Below are 20,087 nucleotides of genomic sequence, written 5' to 3' on the forward strand. Positions count from 1 at the left end.
ACCTTTCTGAGCATTAGAAAGACCTTATAAATGAAACAAAATTTTAAAATTTTTATGTTACTTTTTGGAATGTTTTACATTCCGCAGGTAAACTATGCTCAAATAGATTATAACAAAATAAACCAAGACGATTTAGGTGATGTTGCCGATTTACAACAAGAGTATTTTTTCGAAGCCCTTAAACAAAAAGGTATTGAAAATTATGATCGTGCTGCTAAAGCCCTATTAAAATGCTTAGAGTTGGACGATTCTCAATCGGTTTATTATTACGAGTTGGGAAAAAATTATAACCTGCTTAAAAATTTTGGTGCTGCTGAAGATGCTCTAAAAGATGCCGTGAAAATGGAACCTGATAACGAGTGGTATTTGGATGAACTTTATGAAGTTTATGCGCAGCAAGATGATTATGATAAGGCTATAAAAGTTGTCAAACAATTGGTTAAATATCACCCAGACTACAAGGAGGATTTAGCAACATTATATGTTAAAACTAAAGACTATAATAATGCTCTAGAAGTTTTAGACGAGATGGATGCTGAACTAGGTATTTCTATGACTCGTGATGTTATTAGAAATCAAATTTATGAAATAACAGGCAAGAAAAAGGAACAAATAGAAAACCTTGAGGAGCGAGTAGAGGAGCATCCAGACCAAGAAACAAACTATTTAGCGCTTATTTATCGGTACAGCGAAAATAACGATAAAGAAAAAGCCTTCGAAACAGCTCAAAAACTGTTAGAAGCTAAGCCTAATTCTCAATTAGTTCATTTAGCACTTTATAAATTTTATATCGAAGACAATCGTGCTGCTGATGCCATTGCATCTATGAAAATAGTTATTCAAAGTTCGCAAATTAAACCAGAAGCTAAAATGATGGTCCTTTCGGATTTTGTAGATTTTGTGTCAGAAAATCCGGAATATGAATCCGATTTAATAGAGGCTACAAGCTTAGTTACTGAAGATAAAAATGGAAAATCGTCTCTTGAAATTGCTCAGTATTATTTAAAGAAAGGCGATAAGATTCAAGCACTTGAATATTATAATAAAGCGCTTGATAAAGACCCAGATAACTTTGGAATTACGAGAAATATACTCTTACTTCATATCGATTTAAAGAATTATGAAGAAGCAGAGAGCATGAGTGCTTCGGCTTTAAATAAGTACCCGTCACAACCCTTGTTCTATTTAATTAATGGCGTTGCCTTAAATGAATTAAAAAGGCCTGATGACGCTATAAGTACCCTAGAAATAGGATTGGATTATATTATAGAAGATTCAAAAATGCAAGCTGACTTTTATAAACAATTAAGCATTGCATACACCCAATTAAATAATACTATTAAGGCAAATTCGTTTATAGAAAAAGCCCAAAAGCTAGAGTCCAACAATTAATGAGTAAAAATAAGCACATTGCAGGGCTTATAACCTTTGTATTTTTAATGGTTATAAGTTGTAAATCAACAGCCACTTTATCATCTGGAGAAGCCAATTTATCGCTTTCTAAAAAAGATGTTTTAAAAGCGCATACCAAGTTAATGCCTAATTTTAAAACCTTACAAGCTAAGGTTCGCGTAGTTTATTCAGAAGGTTCTAAATCGCAGTCACATACAGTAACACTTCGTATGGAAAAAGATAAAACCATATGGATAAACGCAACTTTAAATTTAATGCGTGTAATGATTACTCCCGATAAAGTTCGGTTTTATAACAAGTTAGATAATACCTATTTTGATGGCGATTTTAGTTATATAAGTGATTTGTTGGGTACTGAATTGGACTATAATAAAGTTCAGAATTTACTATTAGGAAATGCTATTTTTGATATTGATAAAAATACCTATGATATGTCGGTTTTCGAAAATGCATATCTGTTTCAACCTAAAGAACAATTGGCACTTTTTGAGCTGTTTTATATTGTTAATCCAGCCCATTTCAAATTAAACTCTCAACAATTACATCAGGCTAAAGAATCCCGATTCTTACAAGTTGATTATTTGAATTATCAAATTATAAACAATCAAAGCATACCCGAACAGTTAAAAATAATAGCTTTAGAAGCAGATAATGAAACGCGTATTGAGCTTAGTTTGAATTCTGTAAGCATCAACGAACCCGTGCGTTTTCCTTTTAAAATACCTTCTGGATTTGATAAAATTGATTTAAAATAATCATGAATAAACCAATACAAACATATTTATTACTTGTAGGATTTTTGCTTATTTCTGCTTTCGGTTTTTCGCAAAGTAAAAAGCAAAAAGAGTTAGAAGCACGCAGACAGGCATTACGTACAGAAATCAAGCAGATTAACGAATTGCTTTTTAAAGATAAAAGTAAGCAGAAGTCGCAGATTTCATTAATTGAAGATATAAACTACCGCGTTAGTGTTCGTAAGAATCTTATTTTGGTTACTAATCAGCAGGCCAATTTATTGACTCGTGAAATAAACGACAATCAAAATAAAATCACCGAATTACGTGATGAATTAGAAACTTTAAAGACTAGTTACGCCAAGATGATAGAAACGTCTTACAAAAGCAAAAGCGAGCAGAGTAGGATTATGTTTCTATTGTCATCTACAAATTTTAAGCAAGCCTATAAACGGGTTCAGTATTTAAATCAGTATGCTAATTATCAAAAAGAACAAGGCGAGGCTATAAAGGTTAAAACAGCAGAACTTCAAGAAATCAATAAAGATTTACTGAGGCAAAAGGCCGATAAACAAAAGCTTATTGATGAAAATAGGGTAGCGCAACGCGCACTTGAAAAAGAACTTGTCCAGCATAAAGCTCTTATGGCTGAGATAAATAAAAACTTAACAAACTATACTGCCCAAATACAGAAGAAGCAAGAAGAAGCTGAGAAAATTGATCGTGAAATTGAAAAAATTATTCGAGAAGCTATCGCTGCATCAAATAAGAAGGCTGGAAAAACAAGTACTAAAACAAGCAGTTTTGCTTTAACACCAGAAGCCGCGGCTTTAGCTAAAGATTTTGTGTCCAACAAAGGAAAACTATTATGGCCTGTAGAAAAAGGTGTGGTAAAAGTACGCTTTGGAAAGCAGCCGCATCCGGTTGTAAAAAGTGTTACGATACAGAGTAATGGTGTGCGAATAGCTACTGAGAAAAATGCCCAAGTTCGTGCTATTTTTAATGGTGAAGTATTACGAATAATATCCTCTAAAAATGGTAATCCTACGGTGTTAATCCAACATGGTAATTATATTACAGCATATTCCAATATGGCTAAAATTTATGTAAATAAAGGCGATAAAGTAACTACCAAACAGGCAATTGGTGAGGTTTTTACCAACCCAGCTAATGGTGAGACGATGTTGAATTTTAGTATTTTCAAAGAAACTAAAACAGTCAACCCAGCCGAGTGGATTTATAAAATGTAGCTTAATCCTTATTCAGATTTAGTAACAAAATAAATCTTGTATTAAGCATTTAAAAAAAGAGCCTGAATGTATATTCAGGCTCTTTTTTTAATCTTCAAAAATTTAATTTTTATTGAAATAATGCTTTTAATTCGGTAGCATCATTTGGTTTCATTTTACCAGCTAAAACCAAACTTAATTGTTTACGTCTTAGTGCGGCTGCAAAGCGTTCTATTTCTAAATCGCTTTCAGGTTTGATTTCAGGAACTTGTATTGGACGGCCAGTTTCATCAACAGCTACAAAAGTATAAATAGCTTCATTGGCTTTGTCGCGTACACCAGACTCACGATCTTCAACCCAAACATCTAAGAATACCTCCATTGATGTTTTAAAAGCACGTGAAACCTTAGCTTCTACGGTAACTACACTGCCTAAAGGTACCGAACGGTTAAATGCTACGTGGTTTACAGAGGCTGTTACCACAATTCGGCGACTATGGCGTCTTGCAGCAATACTAGCAGCACGATCCATACGCGCTAATAGTTCGCCACCAAACAAATTATTTAATGGATTAGTTTCGCTTGGTAATACCAAGTCTGTCATTACGGTTTTAGATTGCTCCGGTGTTTTAGGTGTCATGAGGTCCTTATTTTAATGCGCTGCAAAGATACCATGAAAAAGTGGATTAACACTTCTTGATATAATCTTTCGTACCTCTTTACCTCTCAAAGTAACGCTATAATTATATTGAAGCTTCAATCATTCGAGTGTGTGTTTAAGTCGTAACTCAAAATGTTTGTAGTGAGAAATTGAAGATTAGTTTTCAATATTTTTAACTAGTAACCAAGCATCTTTATTGTGAGACAATTTAACGTCTTTAAGAGCATCTAAGGCTTCTTGGCGGGTTTCATAACTAGCATATACAACTTCGTGTAGGCCATATTTATTAGTGCCAATTTTACGAGCATCATAGCCTAAGTCTTTTAATTGACTAACTTTTTTATCGCTATTAGCTTCTAAACGAAATGCACCAGCAATAATATGATAATTACCGTATTGCTTTTTTACATTAAGGGTTACAGCAGGAAGTGGATTATTTATTACAAAGGTTGCTTCTTGAATTTTATGATCCAATTGCGTGTTTGCTTCCTCTTGTGCTAGTTGGTTATGTGTTTCTATTTTATCTATATAATAATTAGATCCAGCAAATCCAGCAATTGCTAATGCTATTAAACCAACAGCTGCATATTTTAAATAACCACGAAATTGCGGTTTTTTATTAGAAACAGGTATTGAGATAACTTTTTCTGCTGGTTTAGCAACTTCTACAGGAGTTTCTCTAATTACCTCTGGAGTTGTAAACTGCGATAAACCAAACGCGTCTGTTAGATAATTAAAACTGTAAGACGGCTCAAATAACATGTTACCTTCCGTGTTTAAGGATAAGCTACCAATGTTATCAAATGCAATTGTTTCACCTTCTACTAAATACGATTTTAAGTATTTTACACGTTTAGCTATTTTTTTAGAAGCTTCCTCGTAAGGTATTTTTTCTACATCCGCTATATAGCGTGCTAATAAGCCATCGTTTTCTTGAATTTGCTCATTAAAAGAAAGCACTTTTTTTGGCGGATAAAACGCATGGGTAGTTTCATGAATCGTAGCTGATGTTCGACGTGTTAAAAATGAGCCAAACTCAGGAACCGTAACACATTCGTAACGGTATAATAAATCGCTTATGTAAAGTTCTATTTGCATAAAAACAAAGTTAGGAATTTTTAAATGCGAACAAAAAATCTTGCTAACAACTTATTAACATCTTAAAATTCGTTATTTTTAGATTGAATATCAATACTTTATAATGGATAATGAGCGTTTGTTACATAATTTAGCACTTCAGCATGTGCCGTTTATAGGAGATATAACTGCTAAAAAACTAATTAATCATTGCGGTTCTGCTGAAGCTGTATTTAAAGAAAAAAGACAACACTTATTAAAAATTGATGGTATTGGTACACATATTATTCAAGACCTTTTCAATACTACACATTTTAAAGCAGCTGAGGCTGAAATGCGTTTTATAGCTGAAAATAATATTACTTGTCTGTTTTTTATGGATGAGACATATCCCCATCGCCTAAAACACTGCATTGATAGTCCTATATTATTATTTCAAGTTGGTAATGTTAATCTAGAAAATCAGCGTATAATAAGTATTGTAGGTACGCGTAAAATTACAAGCTCTGGTGTAGCATTTTGTAATAAGTTAATTGAAGCTTTAGTGCCGTTTAATCCTATAATTGTTTCTGGATTTGCATATGGTACCGATATAACTGCGCAACGAGCTGCTGTTAAACATGGCCTACAAACTATAGGTTGTCTAGCCCATGGCTTAAATCAAATTTACCCTAAGACACATAAAAAATACATGGTTGATATAGAAAAAAACGGAGGGTTTTTCACCGATTTTTGGAGTACCGATCCGTTTGATAGAAATAATTTCTTAAAACGCAACCGAATTATTACAGGTGTTAGTCAGGCTACAATAGTTATCGAGTCCGCTTCAAAAGGAGGGAGCTTGGTAACGGCAGATATTGCTAACTCTTATAATAGAGATGTTTTTGCGGTTCCAGGACGTACAACCGATACTCAAAGTGTTGGATGTAATAATTTAATAAAATTTCAAAAAGCCCATTTGCTATCTACACCATTAGATATTCCGTATATGTTGAACTGGGAACTAGAAACCAAACAAAAACCAACTATTCAAAAACAGTTGTTTGTAGATTTAACACCTGAGGAACAGAAGGTTTATAACTACCTAAAAACAATATCCAAACAAGAATTAGACCTGATTGCTATTGATTGTGAACTACCAACATATAAAGTTGCTAGCTTATTATTAAATATGGAACTTAAAGGTGTTGTAAGGCCTTTGCCTGGTAAGTTGTTTGAGATTATATAGGGGAATTACTTAATTAGTAGAGATTACTTAAAATATCTTTATCCTTTAAAGGAAACATAAGAGACGTGGTAATAGGAGCACGGTGAAATTTTCCATTCAAAATTTCAAAAATGACTTTGTTTAGCACTATCTATAAAAGTTACATTGGAGACAATGTCCCATATGTTTGTAGACATTTTAAATTTAGAAAATACATATAGCAGACTAAAAAGCGAAACCGTTTAGTGGTAATTAAATAATGACTTCGCCTAACATAGTGTAACTGTCGTAAGCTGAATACTACTATGTAAATCCACATTATAATTGTAAAATTAGTGACCAATTCAAAAAGGAGGTGTCTTAAAAATAACTAATAGATATATGTATACTATTAATTATGTGAATTTTACCTCTAAAAACGAATGAAACTATATTTAATGATTTGATTGAGCAACGAAATGTTAACTGATGATCATGAAATAATATTTATCATGACTAAGACAAAAATAATTTACAGTTTAATATTATATGTAATTTTATTAAATATTGGTTGTAAAAATTCAATATCAACAGAATAAGAACAAACTGTTTACCAAGATATTTTCCCTGAACTGATTGAAAAAACGTTTCAGGATTTTAGAAAAATGATGGCACCACCGCCAGCACCTACAAATCAATAAAATATGAAAAATTTCACTTTAGTAATTCTAATTTTTTTAATCTTTCTGTCATCATGCGGGAATGATGAAGCTAAATTGAAGATTGCAGACTTCACTACAACTAAAACTATTGTTTTAGAACCAATTAATAATTATCCATATACAATGATGAATGTTTGGGTAAAAGGATTTACTAACGACACTATTCTTGTAAAACTTAATTCTTTAGATAGTAAACCTATTTTAAAAATCTCGGGAGCTATAAATGAAAGATGGTATACTGACTATTATGGTGAAGGTGAAATGATTGTAATTTTCGAACATTATAAAGCAACTGCAGGAGAATTAGAGATAAGAGCTAAATTATAATTGAATAAAACCGCCCATTCGGGCGGTTTTTGTATTTTATAAACTAATACCCAACCTTATCTCTAACACGTGCAATAACGGCATTTGCTACTTGACTTGCTTTTTCGGCTCCAACCTTTAAAGCATCATCAATTTCATGCAGGTTATTCATGTAGTGGTTATAACGTTCACGAGGTTCGGCAAATTTTTCTATAATCAGTTCAAACAGGGCTTGTTTAGCATGGCCATAACCGTAATTACCACCTTCGTAATTAGCTTTCATAGTAGCTATTTGTGTTTCAGAGGCTAACAAACTGTATAGGGCAAAGCAGTTACAAGTAGTCCAATCTTTCGGGTCTTCAAGAGCTGTACTATCTGTTTTAATAGACATTACTTGCTTGCGTAGTTTTTTATCATTTAAGAAAATATTGATAAAATTACCACGGCTTTTACTCATTTTCTCACCATCAGTACCAGGTATAAGCATGGTGTTGTCGGCAATTTTCTCTTTTGGTAAAACAAAGGTTTCTCCCATTTGAGCGTGAAAACGAGACGCTACATCGCGTGTCATTTCTATATGTTGTAATTGGTCTTTTCCAACTGGAATAATTTCAGCATCGTAAGCCAAAATATCGGCAGCCATAAGCATTGGGTACATAAATAATCCAGCATTAACATCATCTAAACGGTCTGCCTTATCTTTATAACCATGTGCTAACTGTAATCTTTTTACAGGGAAAAAACAATCTAAATACCAAGCTAACTCGGTTACCTGTGGGATATCACTTTGTCTGTAAAAAACAGTTTTATTAATGTCTAATCCAAAAGCAAGCCAAGTAGCAGCCGTAGAGTAGGTGTTATGCCTTAATAGTTCGGCATCTTTTATTTGTGTTAGGGTGTGCAAATTAGCAATAAATAAAAACGAATCGTTTTCTGGCTTATTAGCCATTTCTATTGCTGGTAAGAGCGCGCCTAAAATATTTCCTAAATGCGGTGTTCCGGTACTTTGTATACCTGTAAGTATTCTTGCCATATTTTTCTCCTTTTAAAATGGGAGGCTTTTAATTAATTCTACAAGTAACAAAGGTAATTTTTTTACTACAAAAGCTCAATTTATTTAAGTAGTTTTGGTCTCCATGAGTGTTTTTAAATATATTTTCTGGTTCTTTTATCGTATTTGGTTTTATGTATTAGTTACATTACCAATTATTGTATTATTTCCTATTCTGCTTATTTCTATAGCAAAGGAATCATGGTACCCATTATTTTACAGATTGGCACGTATTTGGGCGCGTTTTATTTTGCTTGGTATGGGGTTTCGAACGCGTATAACTTTAGCGGAAAAACCAAAACGAAAAGCTAGTTATATGTTTATAGCAAACCATACTTCTATGGCTGATATTATGCTGATGTTGGTTTTGTCTAAAAATCCTTTTGTTTTTGTTGGTAAAAAAGAACTGGCTAAAATTCCATTATTTGGATTTTTCTATAAGCGCACCTGTATTTTGGTAGATCGTAGCTCGGAAAAAAGTAGGAAAGCTGTATTTTTAAGGGCGCAACGTCGTTTAAAACAAGGCTTGAGTATTTGTATTTTTCCGGAAGGTGGTGTACCTGACGAAACAGTACTTTTAGATCCCTTTAAAGATGGTGCGTTCAGGCTTGCTATAAATCATCAAATACCTATAGTCCCACTTGTGTTTCTTGATAATAAGAAACGTTTTCCATTTACCTTTTTTAGTGGAAGTCCTGGAAAAATGCGCGCTATTGGCTTTCCTTTTATTCCTACAAAAGGCCTAAAGGTTTCAGATACAAAACAGTTGAATGCAGATACTCGTGAGCTTATATTAAAGGCTTTAGAAAACGATTAAACAAAAAAGCCACTCTTGGCACAGAGTAGCTTTTTTAGATTGATGATTAATAAAATACATCACCAATCAACTCAACTAAAATTAAAACTTATAACTAAAACCTGTATAAACACCTATTATATAGGGTTTGAAGTTTCCAGCTGTATTTTCATAACCATTTAATTGGTACTTAAAAGTTGGTTCAAAATTAAAGAGTAATTTATCTGAAAAATTATACAGTAAACCCAAGCCAAAATTGGTACTAAAACTCAAGCTGTTTATATTATTCGCTTCACCAATATAGGTTCTGAATTCTTCAAATTCTGAATACACTTCATTGTCATTTAGAATAAAGCTACTCATACCACCTATTATATTTAACCCAAAACGGTTGTCAACTAATTTGTATTCTAGTTCTAAAGGGATTTCATAATAACTTAAACGTTGGCTAATAGCAGCGTTGTATAATTCGTTGTTTATTTGTTGAAATCCTAAATTATCTCCACTAAAGGCTGTTAACGATTGACTTCCAGGTGCTAAATCTATGTTTTTAAGCGGATTTGTACCACCTTGATTATTGGAGGTTGGCGACTCATATAAAATTACGTTATCTGTATCGTAACTTAAGTTTAATGTGTTTAAACCTGAACGGATAGCAAATTTTTTGCTAATGGCATAGCTTACATGAATACCGTAACTTGTATTGGTTTCTCCACTTTTAGAATTAGCAACAAATTCTTCATCTATATGAGAACCTTGTCCTAGAGAGTTGTAATATACAGGAGCTATGTTTGCTTGAACCTGCCACCTGTTTGTTAGTTTAGTTTCTGTTTTGGTTTGCAATTTTTTTAAATCTGCAGCAATTGCATCCTCAATGGAAGGTGATTTACTAGATAGCAAATCACCAACTATTAAGGTTTCCTCTTTTTCTTTTTCATTAAGAGAGGTGTTGCCCGACTTAGCATTCCAAGCAACAGATTCTTCTAAGGAGCGTTCCGACTTTGAATAATCGGTTTCGGTACCTGTATTTGTTTTATTGGTTTGGGTAGGTGCTTTGTTAGAGCCGCCTGTAGCATTTGATGTTAACGCTAATGCTGTTGTATTTATAGTGTTATTAGTAGCGTTTGCATTGGTTTGCGTTGCTTCTGTATTTGTGGTATTATTTGTTTTATAGGATTTTTTAGAAGCAACACCTGCAGCGCCATTCGTAATATTACTGGTGTTATTTTGACTAGCAATATAGTTATTAGGTGTATTTACATGAGCATTGTTTGACAGTGTGTTTTTATTTGCTACGCTGTTATTTTGATGCTCTTTAATAACTTCAGATTCAGAAACTACTGAGTTGTTGCTTGAAACATGAGTACTGTTGTTTTTAATACTCGTGTTTGATTGGTTTCCAGAGTTGGCAGTAGCTACGACTTCGTTAATACTCGTTGTATTGACAACGTCTGTAGACTCGTTTTCTGTTGTAGCTGATTCTAAATTTTGAGAGGCAACTTTTTCAGAATTTGTATTTGTAGTAGGTGTATTTGTTTTAGAATCTACTTTAGGAGTTTCTAAAGGTGTGTTTACGATTTTTTGCTTGCTCGGTTCCTGTTTTGCCGAATTTTCTGATAAAACTATATAGCCAATACTTATAAGTAGTGCTAATACAGCAGCCAAACTAGCAATGCGAATTCCAATAGGAAACATAGGTTTTGGCTTTATAGCTTCAGGAGCTAAGTTGTTTTCAATTTTAGACCACAAATCTGGGTTTGGTTGGGCTTCAAAATCCTTAAAGGATTCTTGAAAAACTCGGTCTATATGTTTTTTATTACTCATTATAAGGACTGCGCATTAAAACCCGATTTATAGGTTTCTATTTTCTCTTTTAATATTTTTCGTGCTCGTGCTAAATTTGATTTGGACGTGCCTACGGTTATATTCAATAAACTAGCTATTTCTTTATGTGAATAGCCATCTAAAACATACATATTAAACACCAATCGATATCGGTCTGGTAATTCTTGAATAATTTTCAAAAGGAAATCTAAAGAGATATCTTCATCATCAATGTCTACTTCTTGATCTTCAATGAAGTCTTCATTTATTATTTCAAAAACGCCTTGGTTTCTATAGCGTTGTAAAGCTGTATTAATTGTTATGCGTTTCAGCCAACCTTCAAAAGAACCCTTATGGTTATATTGGTTAATTTTTTTAAAAATGGTCATAAATGCATCCTGCAGATTATCTTCCGCTTCGGCGTAATTCCTAGAGTACTTTAAGCATACTGAAAACAATTTGCTCGAAAAGAGCTGATATAAATCGCTTTGTGCTTTGGTATCATGATTACTACATTTATGTATGAGTTGTTTTAAACTCACATGAAACTTTTTTATTAAATATTAATTAATCAATTACTGGAACCTCAAAAATTATATAAGTATCTTCTCCTGTATTGGTATTACCATGCCAGAATTTAAATACATAGTTAGTTATGTCTCTTGTAGGTTCTAATATAAATGTTTTTTCTATTATGTTATTGGTTTCTTGACAGGCATATGTGTCGGGTAAAACCGATGCTAAAACTGCCACCAATGTACCATCAGGATCATTACGCATATAAATGTCTTTATAGTAGTAGCAATCAGATGGCTTTTTAAAGGTAACGATTATTTCATAAGTCTCTCCAATGGATACTTCGTTTGGAACAATAGCACTTTCAACGGGTAATAATACAACACGATTAGTTTGTTGTATTTCATCGTCGGTTGCGCATGAGAATACCAGAATTGCTAATGCACAAATAAAGAAGCTCTTCATAATTAAATATAATCGTAACCGATGTTTTAATTTGTAGATGCATTAAATGTCAAAAGGTTGCGTAGAGATATAAAAAAATCCCAATTAAATTGGGATTTTTAGTTTTAAGCTGATTTTATGAGCTCTTTAATTTTAAGTTCAAGTTCCTCCATGAGTTCTGGATTGTCTTTTATTAAAGCTTTTACGGCATCTCTACCTTGACCTAACTTAGTGTCGCCATAGCTAAACCAAGAGCCTGCTTTTTTAATAACATCAAACTCTACAGCGATATCTAAAATTTCACCAACTTTAGAAATGCCTTCGCCATACATAATATCAAATTCTGCTAATCTAAATGGCGGCGCAACTTTGTTTTTAACAATTTTTACACGTGTTTTATTTCCTTGTACGTTTCCGTCAGTATCTTTTATTTGTGTTGATCGTCTGATGTCTAATCGAACTGAAGCGTAAAATTTAAGTGCGTTACCTCCAGTTGTTGTTTCTGGATTTCCAAACATCACACCAATTTTTTCACGTAATTGATTAATAAAGATTACGGTACAATTGGTTTTACTGATAGACGCTGTTAATTTACGAAGGGCTTGCGACATTAGACGTGCGTGTAATCCCATTTTCGAATCACCCATTTCACCTTCAATTTCACTTTTAGGTGTTAATGCAGCAACCGAATCGACAACTACAATATCAATAGCTCCCGAACGAATTAAATTATCGGCAATTTCTAAAGCTTGCTCACCATTATCAGGTTGCGAGATAATTAAGTTATCAATATCAACACCTAATTTCTCAGCATAAAAACGATCAAAAGCATGTTCTGCATCAATAAATGCGGCAATACCACCGGCTTTTTGAGCTTCAGCAATAGCATGGAGTGTTAAAGTAGTTTTACCAGAAGATTCTGGACCATAAATTTCTATAACACGACCGCGCGGATATCCACTGACACCTAATGCTATATCAAGGCCTAAAGAACCCGATGAGATTGCATCGACATCAACAACAGCTTGATCACTCATTTTCATAACTGTCCCCTTGCCGTAAGCTTTATCTAATTTATCTAAAGTAAGTTTTAGTGCTTTTAATTTAGCCTCTTTTTCGTTGCTCATTTCTGTATGTTTTATCTTGTGAAAGTAATGCTAAAATACTACTCTTTTTTCACTTTACAATTTTATGACGCAACCTTTTTATAGTTTTTGCATCTACTTAATAAAGTGGGAATCATTTGCTATGAGAACTATAAGAAAAACATTATTAATTAAAGCATTAGGCGTTTCAGTAGCTGTATATTTAAACAGTAGCTGTAAAGCCGATGGGGGTTAGCTCGGGTTGGTATTTTTTGAATAAAAAAAATATTAATAACGAGTTAGTCTATTAAAAGTCCTTTGCAGAGTGCAAAGGACTTTTTTTTTGTTTTAAGAAACTAATATAGATTTTAGCTAATCTATAATCCCTTAAGCTATATAACGCAGCTGGGGGTTTTTTAATTTCTGTATTTAAAATTTAATTCTACCTTTGTATTTTCAAACCTAAAATTCTTCCATAAGGAAGTTAAATAGGAATTCTTTAACCTTAAAATTTAGTATAGCATGCAACTGTACAACACCTTAAGCGCTAAAGAAAGAGCAGAACTTATTGAGCAAGCTGGAAAAGAACGCTTAACAATCTCTTTCTATAAATACGCGAAAATTGATAACCCTCATTCTTTTAGAGATAGTCTATTCCTTACTTGGGATAAGTTAGACGTTTTAGGACGTATTTATGTGGCTAACGAAGGAATTAATGCCCAACTTTCTGTACCGGCAGACAACTTTAATCAGTTTAAAAATCATTTAGATACCATTTCGTTTTTAGAAAATGTGCGTTTAAATATTGCTATCGAGCACGATAACTTTTCGTTTTTGAAATTGAAAGTTAAAGTGCGTGAGAAAATTGTTGCCGATGGTTTGAATGATGATACGTTTGATGTAACGAATAAAGGTGTTCACGTAGAAGCGGAAGAGTTTAATAAACTTATTGAAGATCCGAATGTAGTTCTAGTGGATATGCGTAACCATTACGAAAGTGAAATAGGTCATTTTAAGAATGCTATAAAACCCGATGTTGACACTTTTCGCGAATCTTTAGATATTATAGAAGCCGATTTACGAGATGCTAAAGAAGATAAGAAGTTAGTAATGTATTGTACAGGTGGTATTCGCTGTGAAAAAGCAAGTGCTTATTACAAACATAAAGGCTTTAAAAATGTGTATCAGCTAGAAGGTGGTATTATTAATTATGTACGCCAAATTGAAGCACAAGGATTAGAAAATAAATTTATAGGGAAAAACTTTGTGTTTGATGAGCGTCGTTCTGAACGTATTTCTGACGATGTAATAGCACAGTGTCACCAATGTGGCGAGCCTGCCGACATGCATACTAATTGTGCAAATGAAGCCTGCCATTTATTGTTTATTCAATGCGATTCCTGTAAAGAAAAAATGGAGAATTGTTGTTCAACAACCTGCCAAGAAATAATACAACTGCCTTTCGAGGAACAAAAAGCACTCCGTAAAGGTCAAGGTAATAGTAATGATATCTTTAAAAAAGGACGAGCCGATCATTTACCTTACAAAAAAGATTTGCGGAATATATTTGATACCTTTGGTAAAAATAAATAGATGAACGTTTATAAGCTTCTGAAATTAAACAGAAAAATAAAAAGCCATAGAGTAAAATTCTTGGGTCTTTATTTATTACACACGTTCAATCAACGCTATTTAGCCGTTAATTTAGATCCGGTTATGGCTTGTAATTTACGTTGTAAAATGTGTTATTTTACAGATGCCGATTACGTGAAAACATTAAAAGGTCAGTTTAAAAATGATGAAATTGAGCAAGTAGCAAGCACCATTTTTAAGCGGGCCTTAAAATTACAAATAGGTTGTGGTACCGAGCCCACATTATACAAAAACCTCGAGCATATTGTAGCTTTAGGGAAACATTATAAAGTGCCCTATATTTCCATTACTACAAACGCCAACTTATTAACCGAAGAAAAAATTGAAGCTTTATTAAAAGCTGGTTTAAATGAGTTTACTATTTCCTTGCATGGTGTGCATAAGGAGAGTTACGAGAACTTTATGAAAAAAGCGAGTTATGAGAAATTTCATAATGCATTTAAAGCCTTCGAGAAACTAAAAAAACAATACGATTTTAAAGTGCGAATTAATTATACTTTTAACAAGGATAATTTTTACGAGTTAGCAGACTTTTTTGAGCATTTTAATGGCGAAAGTTTTGATATTCTTCAAATTCGTCCCATCCAAAAAATCGGTAATACAGAGTATAACGACTTCGATTTAGAAACTGTAAGAGCAGATTACCCAGAAATGATTCAGAATATAAAAGCCAGTTGTAAAGCTAATAATATTATGCTTTTAGCTGCTGATGATATTCCAAATCACAAACAAGTAAACAGTTCTAGTTTTATTTTCGATTATACGTTCTGTTATGTTTCACCACAAAAATTTTGGCGAAAAGGTTTTAATTGGCGTGAAGAAAGTTTTAACGACTACTCCAAAAAAATAGGCTGGAGTCAGTTACTTCTTAAGAATATGTTTAAGTCTAAAACCGAATTGAAATCACTTTCCAATAAGCTGAATTACGAAATTGAGTTTAATTAATTTTCAATTGAAAATTAGACTTTTCAAGTCAGTAGAATAATAGTATATTTACATCTTATAACAGATTATTAATCGTCTTCTAAAACACAAGGTTTTAGAATCAATATATATTATCAATTTATGGCTTGTGGAAGTTGTTCAACAGGAAAAGATGGTCAGCCAAAAGGATGTAAAAGTAACGGGACATGTGGAACCGATAGTTGTAATAAATTAACTGTATTTGACTGGCTTGCAAATATGGAATTACCCAATGGTGCTGAGCCGTTTAATTGGGTTGAGGTGCGTTTTAAAAATGGCCGAAAACACTATTATAAAAATACCGAAAATTTAACTTTAAGCATAGGTGATATTGTTGCTACTCAAGCAGAATATGGCCATGATATTGGTATGGTAACGCTTACCGGAGAATTGGTGCGTGTACAAATGAAACGTAAAAAAGTTTCTGAAAAAGCACCTGATACACTTAAAATTTATCGCAAAGCATCACAAAAAGATATTGATATTTGGAGTGATGCTCGAGATTTAGAAGAACCGATGAAGGTAAAAGCACGTCAGTTTGCTATCGATTTGAAGTTGAAAATGAAAATTTCTGATATCGAATACCAAGGTGATGCTAGTAAAGCTACTTTTTATTACACAGCTGAAGAGCGTGTAGATTTTAGAGAGCTGATAAAACTATTTGCCAAGGAATTCAAAACACGAATAGAAATGAAGCAAGTAGGTTTTCGTCAGGAAGCCTCACGCTTAGGTGGTATTGGGTCTTGTGGGCGAGAATTATGTTGTTCTACTTGGTTAACCGATTTTCGTTCGGTAAGTACTTCAGCGGCACGTTATCAGCAATTGTCCTTAAATCCATTAAAACTTGCGGGACAATGCGGTAAACTAAAATGCTGCTTAAATTATGAGCTAGACACGTATTTAGATGCTATTCGCGATTTCCCTAAAACAGATGTAAAGCTGTATACTGAAAAAGGAACCGCTGTATGTCAGAAAACAGATATTTTTAAAGGGCATATGTGGTATGCTTATGAAGGTGAATGGATGAATTGGCACTTAATCACAAAAGATCAAGCCAAAGAAATTATAGCACTTAATAAAGATAGAAAAAAGCCTGCAAGTCTAGAAGAATTCGCTGTTGAACTAATTCAGGAAACTAAAAACGATTATGAAAACGTTGTAGGTCAAGATAGTTTAACACGTTTTGATGGTCCAAAACGTTCTAAAAAACGTAAAAATAATAACCGCAAGGGAAACAGGTCTGCTACTAAAGCCAAATCTAATAACAAAGATGGGCATACTAAAGGCGGAAAACTTAAGTCTAAAGATAATAATAAGCCAAACCCAACACGGTCTAAGTCAAGAAATAAACCGAATCCTAGAAAGGAAACAGGTAGTAAAGAATCGAACACGCATGCAAAAAAAGGGAGTGATAAACCTAATAAACCAAATACAAGAAGGCGAAAACCACAAGCCAAAAAGAACAACTCTGATGATGCGAAATAAATTTCTCTTAGTTGTACTAGTCGGGTTTTTAGCTTTTACAGCATGCGATTCCAATAGGGTTTACGATACCTACAAGTCGGTACCTAATGCTTGGCATAAAAACTCTGTTGTTACATTTAATTTTCAAGCACCCGATTCTATAAACCCTTACAATCTATTTGTAAACTTAAGAAACAACAATGCTTACCCGTTTAATAATCTATACCTCATTGTTGAAATGGATTTCCCTAACGGAAAAGTTGTAAAAGATACGTTGCAATACAAAATGGCAAAACCTAATGGCGAACTATTAGGCACTGGTTTTACCGACGTAAAGGAAAATAAATTGTGGTATAAAGAGGGGGTTGTTTTTGATGAAGGCGGTATGTATAAAATAAAAATACAGCATGCCATGCGTGAAAACGGAAAAGTTAATGGTGTGGTAAATCTAAAAGGAATTACCGATGTTGGTTTCCGGATAGAACAACCCAGTGCAGCACAATAAAAGTACCAATATATTAGTTTAGTTTATACTATGGCAAAAAAGAAACAAACAACCAGTAAAGCAAAAGCATCGCCAGATTTTAAAAAATATGTTCGTTGGTTTTGGATCTTATTTTTAGGCGGAATAGTGTCTATTGTTCTATTGTTTTTATTAGCATCATGGGGTGTTTTTGGACCTTTGCCAGATCATACCGTTTTAGAAAACCCTAAAACAAATTTGGCAACCGAAATTATCTCTTCAGATGGTAAAACCTTAGGTAAATTTTATTTTAATGATAACCGGACCCCTGTTAGTTTTGATGAGCTTCCAAAGCAGTTGGTAGATGCCTTAGTTGCAACTGAAGATGCCCGTTTTTATGAGCATTCAGGTATTGATGCCCGAGGAACACTCCGAGCTGTTGTTAAACTAGGTAGTGGAGGTGGAGCCAGCACCATTTCACAACAATTAGCCAAGCAATTATTTCACGGTGAAGGTTCAACTAATATTGCCGAACGTGTCTTGCAGAAAGCTAAAGAGTGGATTATTGCAATCAAGCTAGAACGTCAGTATACCAAGGAGGAAATTATTGCAATGTATTTCAATATCTACGATTTTGGTAATAATGCCGATGGTATTCGCTCGGCAGCCAGTATTTATTTTAATAAAGAACCCAAAGAATTAGATGTTAAAGAATCTGCTATGTTGGTGGGTATGTTTAAAAACTCATCGCTATACAATCCACGACCACATAAAAACCCTGTAGGAACAAAGAATAGACGAAATGTTGTATTAAACCAAATGGCTAAGTACAATTATATCAGTGAAGCTACTGAAGATTCGTTAAAAGTATTAGATTTAGGTTTGCGCTATTCTCCACAATCACATCGTGATGGAATTGCTACTTATTTCCGTGCTTATTTAGATGGTTTTATGAAAAATTGGATTCGTAATAACCCAAAACCGGATGGCGAAAAGTATAATTTATACGGCGATGGATTAAAAGTGTATACTACTATAGATTCCAGAATGCAGGGTTATGCCGAAGAGGCTGTACAAAAACACATGCCTAGACTACAGGCAGAATTTGATGTACAAAATACACCTAAACGAAACCCAACAACACCTTTCTTAGATTTAACAAAAAGTGAAGTAGAATCGCTATTAAAACGAGCTATGCGTCAATCAGAACGCTGGCGAAAAATGAAGAAAGCAGGGAAATCTGAAAAGGAAATTATTGCGTCTTTTGATAAGGAAACGGCTATGACTATTTTTTCATGGAAAGGGGAGATAGATACCATTATGAAACCTATAGATTCTATGCGTTATTATAAAAAATTCTTACATCCCGGCATGATGTCTATGGATCCACATACAGGACACGTAAAAGCTTGGGTTGGTGGGATGAATTATAGACATTTTCAGTACGATCATGTTAAGCAAGGAAAGCGTCAAGTAGGTTCAACATTTAAGCCATTTGTATATGCAACGGCCATAGATCAATTGCATTTATCACCATGCTATAAAATGCCACAATCGCAAATTACTATTGAAGCCTTAAAATTTGGTAATCCAGAACCTTGGACACCTAAGAATTCGGGTGGTGAATATGGAGGCGAATTAACATTGCAAGATGCTTTAGCAAGTTCTGTAAATACTATTACAGCACGTTTAATGGATAAAGTTGGGCCTCAGCCTGTAATAGATTTAGTGAAAAAATTAGGTGTAGAGTCTAATATACCTGCAGTACCTTCAATAGCTTTAGGAACTGCCGATTTAAGTGTTTATGAAATGGTTGCTGCTTATGCAACATTTGCTAATCAAGGTGTTTATACTAAACCTGTAATGGTAACACATATAGAAGATAAAAACGGAACCGTATTATATCAGTTTACACCCGAATCTCGCGATGTTATTAGTGCCGAAACGGCCTATGTTACAGTTAAGCTTATGGAAGGTGTAACAGAAACGGGTTCTGGGGCACGATTACGTCGTAAATGGATGCCTAAAACAGGTGTTTACCCTGAAATTATAACAGGTTACCCTTATGAATTTAAAAACCCAATAGCCGGTAAAACAGGTACCACACAAAACCAAAGTGATGGCTGGTTTATGGGAATGGTGCCAAATTTAGTTACAGGTGTTTGGGTTGGTGCAGAAGATCGTGCTACACACTTTAAAACTATCACATACGGACAAGGAGCCTCAATGGCATTGCCTATTTGGGGTATGTATATGCGCAGTTGTTATGAGGATGAAAATTTAAATATCTCTAAGGAAGACTTTGAAGAGCCAGAAGATCTAACCATTCAAGTTGATTGTGAAAAATATGTCTCTGATAATAATGCTACAGATCCAGCCGAGGAAATTCCGGATGAGTTAGATTTTTAACAAATTGCCTGAGATAACAAGTCTCTCTTTTGGTGATTAAAGGTTAATGATTGCCGTTTTTTTACTTTTAAAATCCTTAAATAGAACATAA

At 33.7% G+C, this 20,087-nt stretch carries 18 protein-coding genes; 11 read left to right on the forward strand and 7 right to left on the reverse strand.

Going from position 1 to position 20,087, the window contains the following annotated elements; translation table 11 throughout:
- Positions 1–30: 30 nt before the first annotated feature.
- Genes ACW5R3_RS01955 through ACW5R3_RS01965 form a run of 3 tightly spaced genes read left to right on the forward strand, consistent with a single transcriptional unit; the run spans position 31 to position 3,397 of the window.
- Positions 31–1,392 carry a tetratricopeptide repeat protein gene (locus ACW5R3_RS01955; RefSeq protein ID WP_456577942.1) on the forward strand — a complete coding sequence of 454 codons (1,362 nt, stop codon included), beginning with the start codon at positions 31–33 and terminating at the stop codon, positions 1,390–1,392.
- Positions 1,392–2,168 carry a DUF4292 domain-containing protein gene (locus ACW5R3_RS01960; protein WP_456577943.1) on the forward strand — a complete coding sequence of 259 codons (777 nt, stop codon included), beginning with the start codon at positions 1,392–1,394 and terminating at the stop codon, positions 2,166–2,168. The genes ACW5R3_RS01955 and ACW5R3_RS01960 overlap by 1 nt, the downstream gene beginning before the upstream one ends.
- A gap of 2 nt (positions 2,169–2,170) precedes the next feature.
- Positions 2,171–3,397: a murein hydrolase activator EnvC family protein gene (locus tag ACW5R3_RS01965; protein WP_456577944.1), complete on the forward strand. Its 1,227-nt coding sequence runs from the start codon at positions 2,171–2,173 to the stop codon at positions 3,395–3,397.
- A 109-nt stretch (positions 3,398–3,506) separates the two neighbouring features.
- Here ACW5R3_RS01965 and ACW5R3_RS01970 read toward each other — a convergent pair whose 3' ends face one another.
- Entirely contained in the window at positions 3,507–4,016 is a 510-nt protein-coding gene (locus ACW5R3_RS01970; protein WP_456577945.1) for an acyl-CoA thioesterase, read from the reverse strand.
- A 177-nt stretch (positions 4,017–4,193) separates the two neighbouring features.
- Positions 4,194–5,135: an HU domain-containing protein gene (locus ACW5R3_RS01975; protein ID WP_456577946.1), complete on the reverse strand. Its 942-nt coding sequence runs from the start codon at positions 5,133–5,135 to the stop codon at positions 4,194–4,196.
- 103 nt (positions 5,136–5,238) lie between these two features.
- Here ACW5R3_RS01975 and dprA point away from each other — a divergent pair, with 103 nt between their 5' ends.
- Positions 5,239–6,342, forward strand: a complete 1,104-nt coding sequence (gene dprA, locus ACW5R3_RS01980; RefSeq protein WP_456577947.1) for a DNA-processing protein DprA — start codon at positions 5,239–5,241, stop codon at positions 6,340–6,342.
- Positions 6,343–7,004: 662 nt separating this feature from the next.
- Positions 7,005–7,349, forward strand: a complete 345-nt coding sequence (locus ACW5R3_RS01985; RefSeq protein WP_456577948.1) for a hypothetical protein — start codon at positions 7,005–7,007, stop codon at positions 7,347–7,349.
- A gap of 43 nt (positions 7,350–7,392) precedes the next feature.
- Here ACW5R3_RS01985 and trpS read toward each other — a convergent pair whose 3' ends face one another.
- Positions 7,393–8,361: a tryptophan--tRNA ligase gene (gene trpS, locus ACW5R3_RS01990; protein ID WP_456577949.1), complete on the reverse strand. Its 969-nt coding sequence runs from the start codon at positions 8,359–8,361 to the stop codon at positions 7,393–7,395.
- Between the two features lie 103 nt (positions 8,362–8,464).
- On the opposite strand from trpS, the gene ACW5R3_RS01995 reads away from it, so the two are divergent.
- Entirely contained in the window at positions 8,465–9,196 is a 732-nt protein-coding gene (locus tag ACW5R3_RS01995; protein ID WP_456577950.1) for a lysophospholipid acyltransferase family protein, read from the forward strand.
- Positions 9,197–9,277: 81 nt separating this feature from the next.
- Here ACW5R3_RS01995 and ACW5R3_RS02000 read toward each other — a convergent pair whose 3' ends face one another.
- The 4 genes from ACW5R3_RS02000 to recA form a co-directional block, all read right to left on the reverse strand.
- Entirely contained in the window at positions 9,278–10,999 is a 1,722-nt protein-coding gene (locus ACW5R3_RS02000) for a hypothetical protein (RefSeq protein ID WP_456577951.1), read from the reverse strand.
- Positions 10,999–11,541, reverse strand: a complete 543-nt coding sequence (locus ACW5R3_RS02005) for an RNA polymerase sigma factor (RefSeq protein ID WP_456577952.1) — start codon at positions 11,539–11,541, stop codon at positions 10,999–11,001. Before ACW5R3_RS02005 ends, ACW5R3_RS02000 begins: the two co-directional genes overlap by 1 nt.
- 25 nt (positions 11,542–11,566) lie before the next feature.
- Positions 11,567–11,980 (reverse strand): hypothetical protein, encoded by a 414-nt coding sequence (locus ACW5R3_RS02010; protein WP_456577953.1) that lies wholly within the window; start codon positions 11,978–11,980, stop codon positions 11,567–11,569.
- Positions 11,981–12,084: 104 nt separating this feature from the next.
- Positions 12,085–13,086 (reverse strand): recombinase RecA, encoded by a 1,002-nt coding sequence (gene recA / locus ACW5R3_RS02015; RefSeq protein WP_456577954.1) that lies wholly within the window; start codon positions 13,084–13,086, stop codon positions 12,085–12,087.
- Positions 13,087–13,566: 480 nt separating this feature from the next.
- Between recA and trhO the strand changes: the two genes are divergently transcribed.
- From trhO to ACW5R3_RS02040, 5 genes are all read left to right on the forward strand, one after another.
- The gene (gene trhO / locus ACW5R3_RS02020) at positions 13,567–14,637 is read left to right on the forward strand and encodes an oxygen-dependent tRNA uridine(34) hydroxylase TrhO (RefSeq protein ID WP_456577955.1); all 1,071 of its coding nucleotides are present in this window, start codon (positions 13,567–13,569) and stop codon (positions 14,635–14,637) included.
- Positions 14,638–14,697: 60 nt separating this feature from the next.
- On the forward strand, positions 14,698–15,642 hold the full coding sequence (locus ACW5R3_RS02025) for a radical SAM protein (protein ID WP_456577956.1): 945 nt from the start codon (positions 14,698–14,700) through the stop codon (positions 15,640–15,642).
- A 120-nt stretch (positions 15,643–15,762) separates the two neighbouring features.
- Positions 15,763–17,145 carry a PSP1 domain-containing protein gene (locus ACW5R3_RS02030; protein WP_456577957.1) on the forward strand — a complete coding sequence of 461 codons (1,383 nt, stop codon included), beginning with the start codon at positions 15,763–15,765 and terminating at the stop codon, positions 17,143–17,145.
- Positions 17,135–17,629, forward strand: coding sequence for a gliding motility lipoprotein GldH (locus ACW5R3_RS02035; protein ID WP_456578845.1), 495 nt, complete (start codon positions 17,135–17,137; stop codon positions 17,627–17,629). The genes ACW5R3_RS02030 and ACW5R3_RS02035 overlap by 11 nt, the downstream gene beginning before the upstream one ends.
- A gap of 30 nt (positions 17,630–17,659) precedes the next feature.
- Entirely contained in the window at positions 17,660–19,996 is a 2,337-nt protein-coding gene (locus ACW5R3_RS02040) for a penicillin-binding protein 1A (RefSeq protein WP_456577958.1), read from the forward strand.
- Positions 19,997–20,087: the final 91 nt, after the last annotated feature.

The organism is Algorimicrobium bowmanii (assembly GCF_054031195.1).

Coding starts and splice junctions, on each gene's coding strand:
- ACW5R3_RS02040 (WP_456577958.1), top strand. CDS start 17,660: ATGGCAAAAAAGAAACAAACAACCAGTAAAGCAAAAGCATCGCCAGAT.
- ACW5R3_RS01975 (WP_456577946.1), bottom strand. CDS start 5,135: ATGCAAATAGAACTTTACATAAGCGATTTATTATACCGTTACGAATGT.
- ACW5R3_RS01995 (WP_456577950.1), top strand. CDS start 8,465: ATGAGTGTTTTTAAATATATTTTCTGGTTCTTTTATCGTATTTGGTTT.
- dprA (WP_456577947.1), top strand. CDS start 5,239: ATGGATAATGAGCGTTTGTTACATAATTTAGCACTTCAGCATGTGCCG.
- trpS (WP_456577949.1), bottom strand. CDS start 8,361: ATGGCAAGAATACTTACAGGTATACAAAGTACCGGAACACCGCATTTA.
- ACW5R3_RS02010 (WP_456577953.1), bottom strand. CDS start 11,980: ATGAAGAGCTTCTTTATTTGTGCATTAGCAATTCTGGTATTCTCATGC.
- trhO (WP_456577955.1), top strand. CDS start 13,567: ATGCAACTGTACAACACCTTAAGCGCTAAAGAAAGAGCAGAACTTATT.
- ACW5R3_RS02035 (WP_456578845.1), top strand. CDS start 17,135: ATGCGAAATAAATTTCTCTTAGTTGTACTAGTCGGGTTTTTAGCTTTT.
- ACW5R3_RS01965 (WP_456577944.1), top strand. CDS start 2,171: ATGAATAAACCAATACAAACATATTTATTACTTGTAGGATTTTTGCTT.
- ACW5R3_RS01960 (WP_456577943.1), top strand. CDS start 1,392: ATGAGTAAAAATAAGCACATTGCAGGGCTTATAACCTTTGTATTTTTA.
- ACW5R3_RS02000 (WP_456577951.1), bottom strand. CDS start 10,999: ATGAGTAATAAAAAACATATAGACCGAGTTTTTCAAGAATCCTTTAAG.
- ACW5R3_RS01955 (WP_456577942.1), top strand. CDS start 31: ATGAAACAAAATTTTAAAATTTTTATGTTACTTTTTGGAATGTTTTAC.
- ACW5R3_RS02030 (WP_456577957.1), top strand. CDS start 15,763: ATGGCTTGTGGAAGTTGTTCAACAGGAAAAGATGGTCAGCCAAAAGGA.
- ACW5R3_RS01970 (WP_456577945.1), bottom strand. CDS start 4,016: ATGACACCTAAAACACCGGAGCAATCTAAAACCGTAATGACAGACTTG.
- ACW5R3_RS01985 (WP_456577948.1), top strand. CDS start 7,005: ATGAAAAATTTCACTTTAGTAATTCTAATTTTTTTAATCTTTCTGTCA.
- recA (WP_456577954.1), bottom strand. CDS start 13,086: ATGAGCAACGAAAAAGAGGCTAAATTAAAAGCACTAAAACTTACTTTA.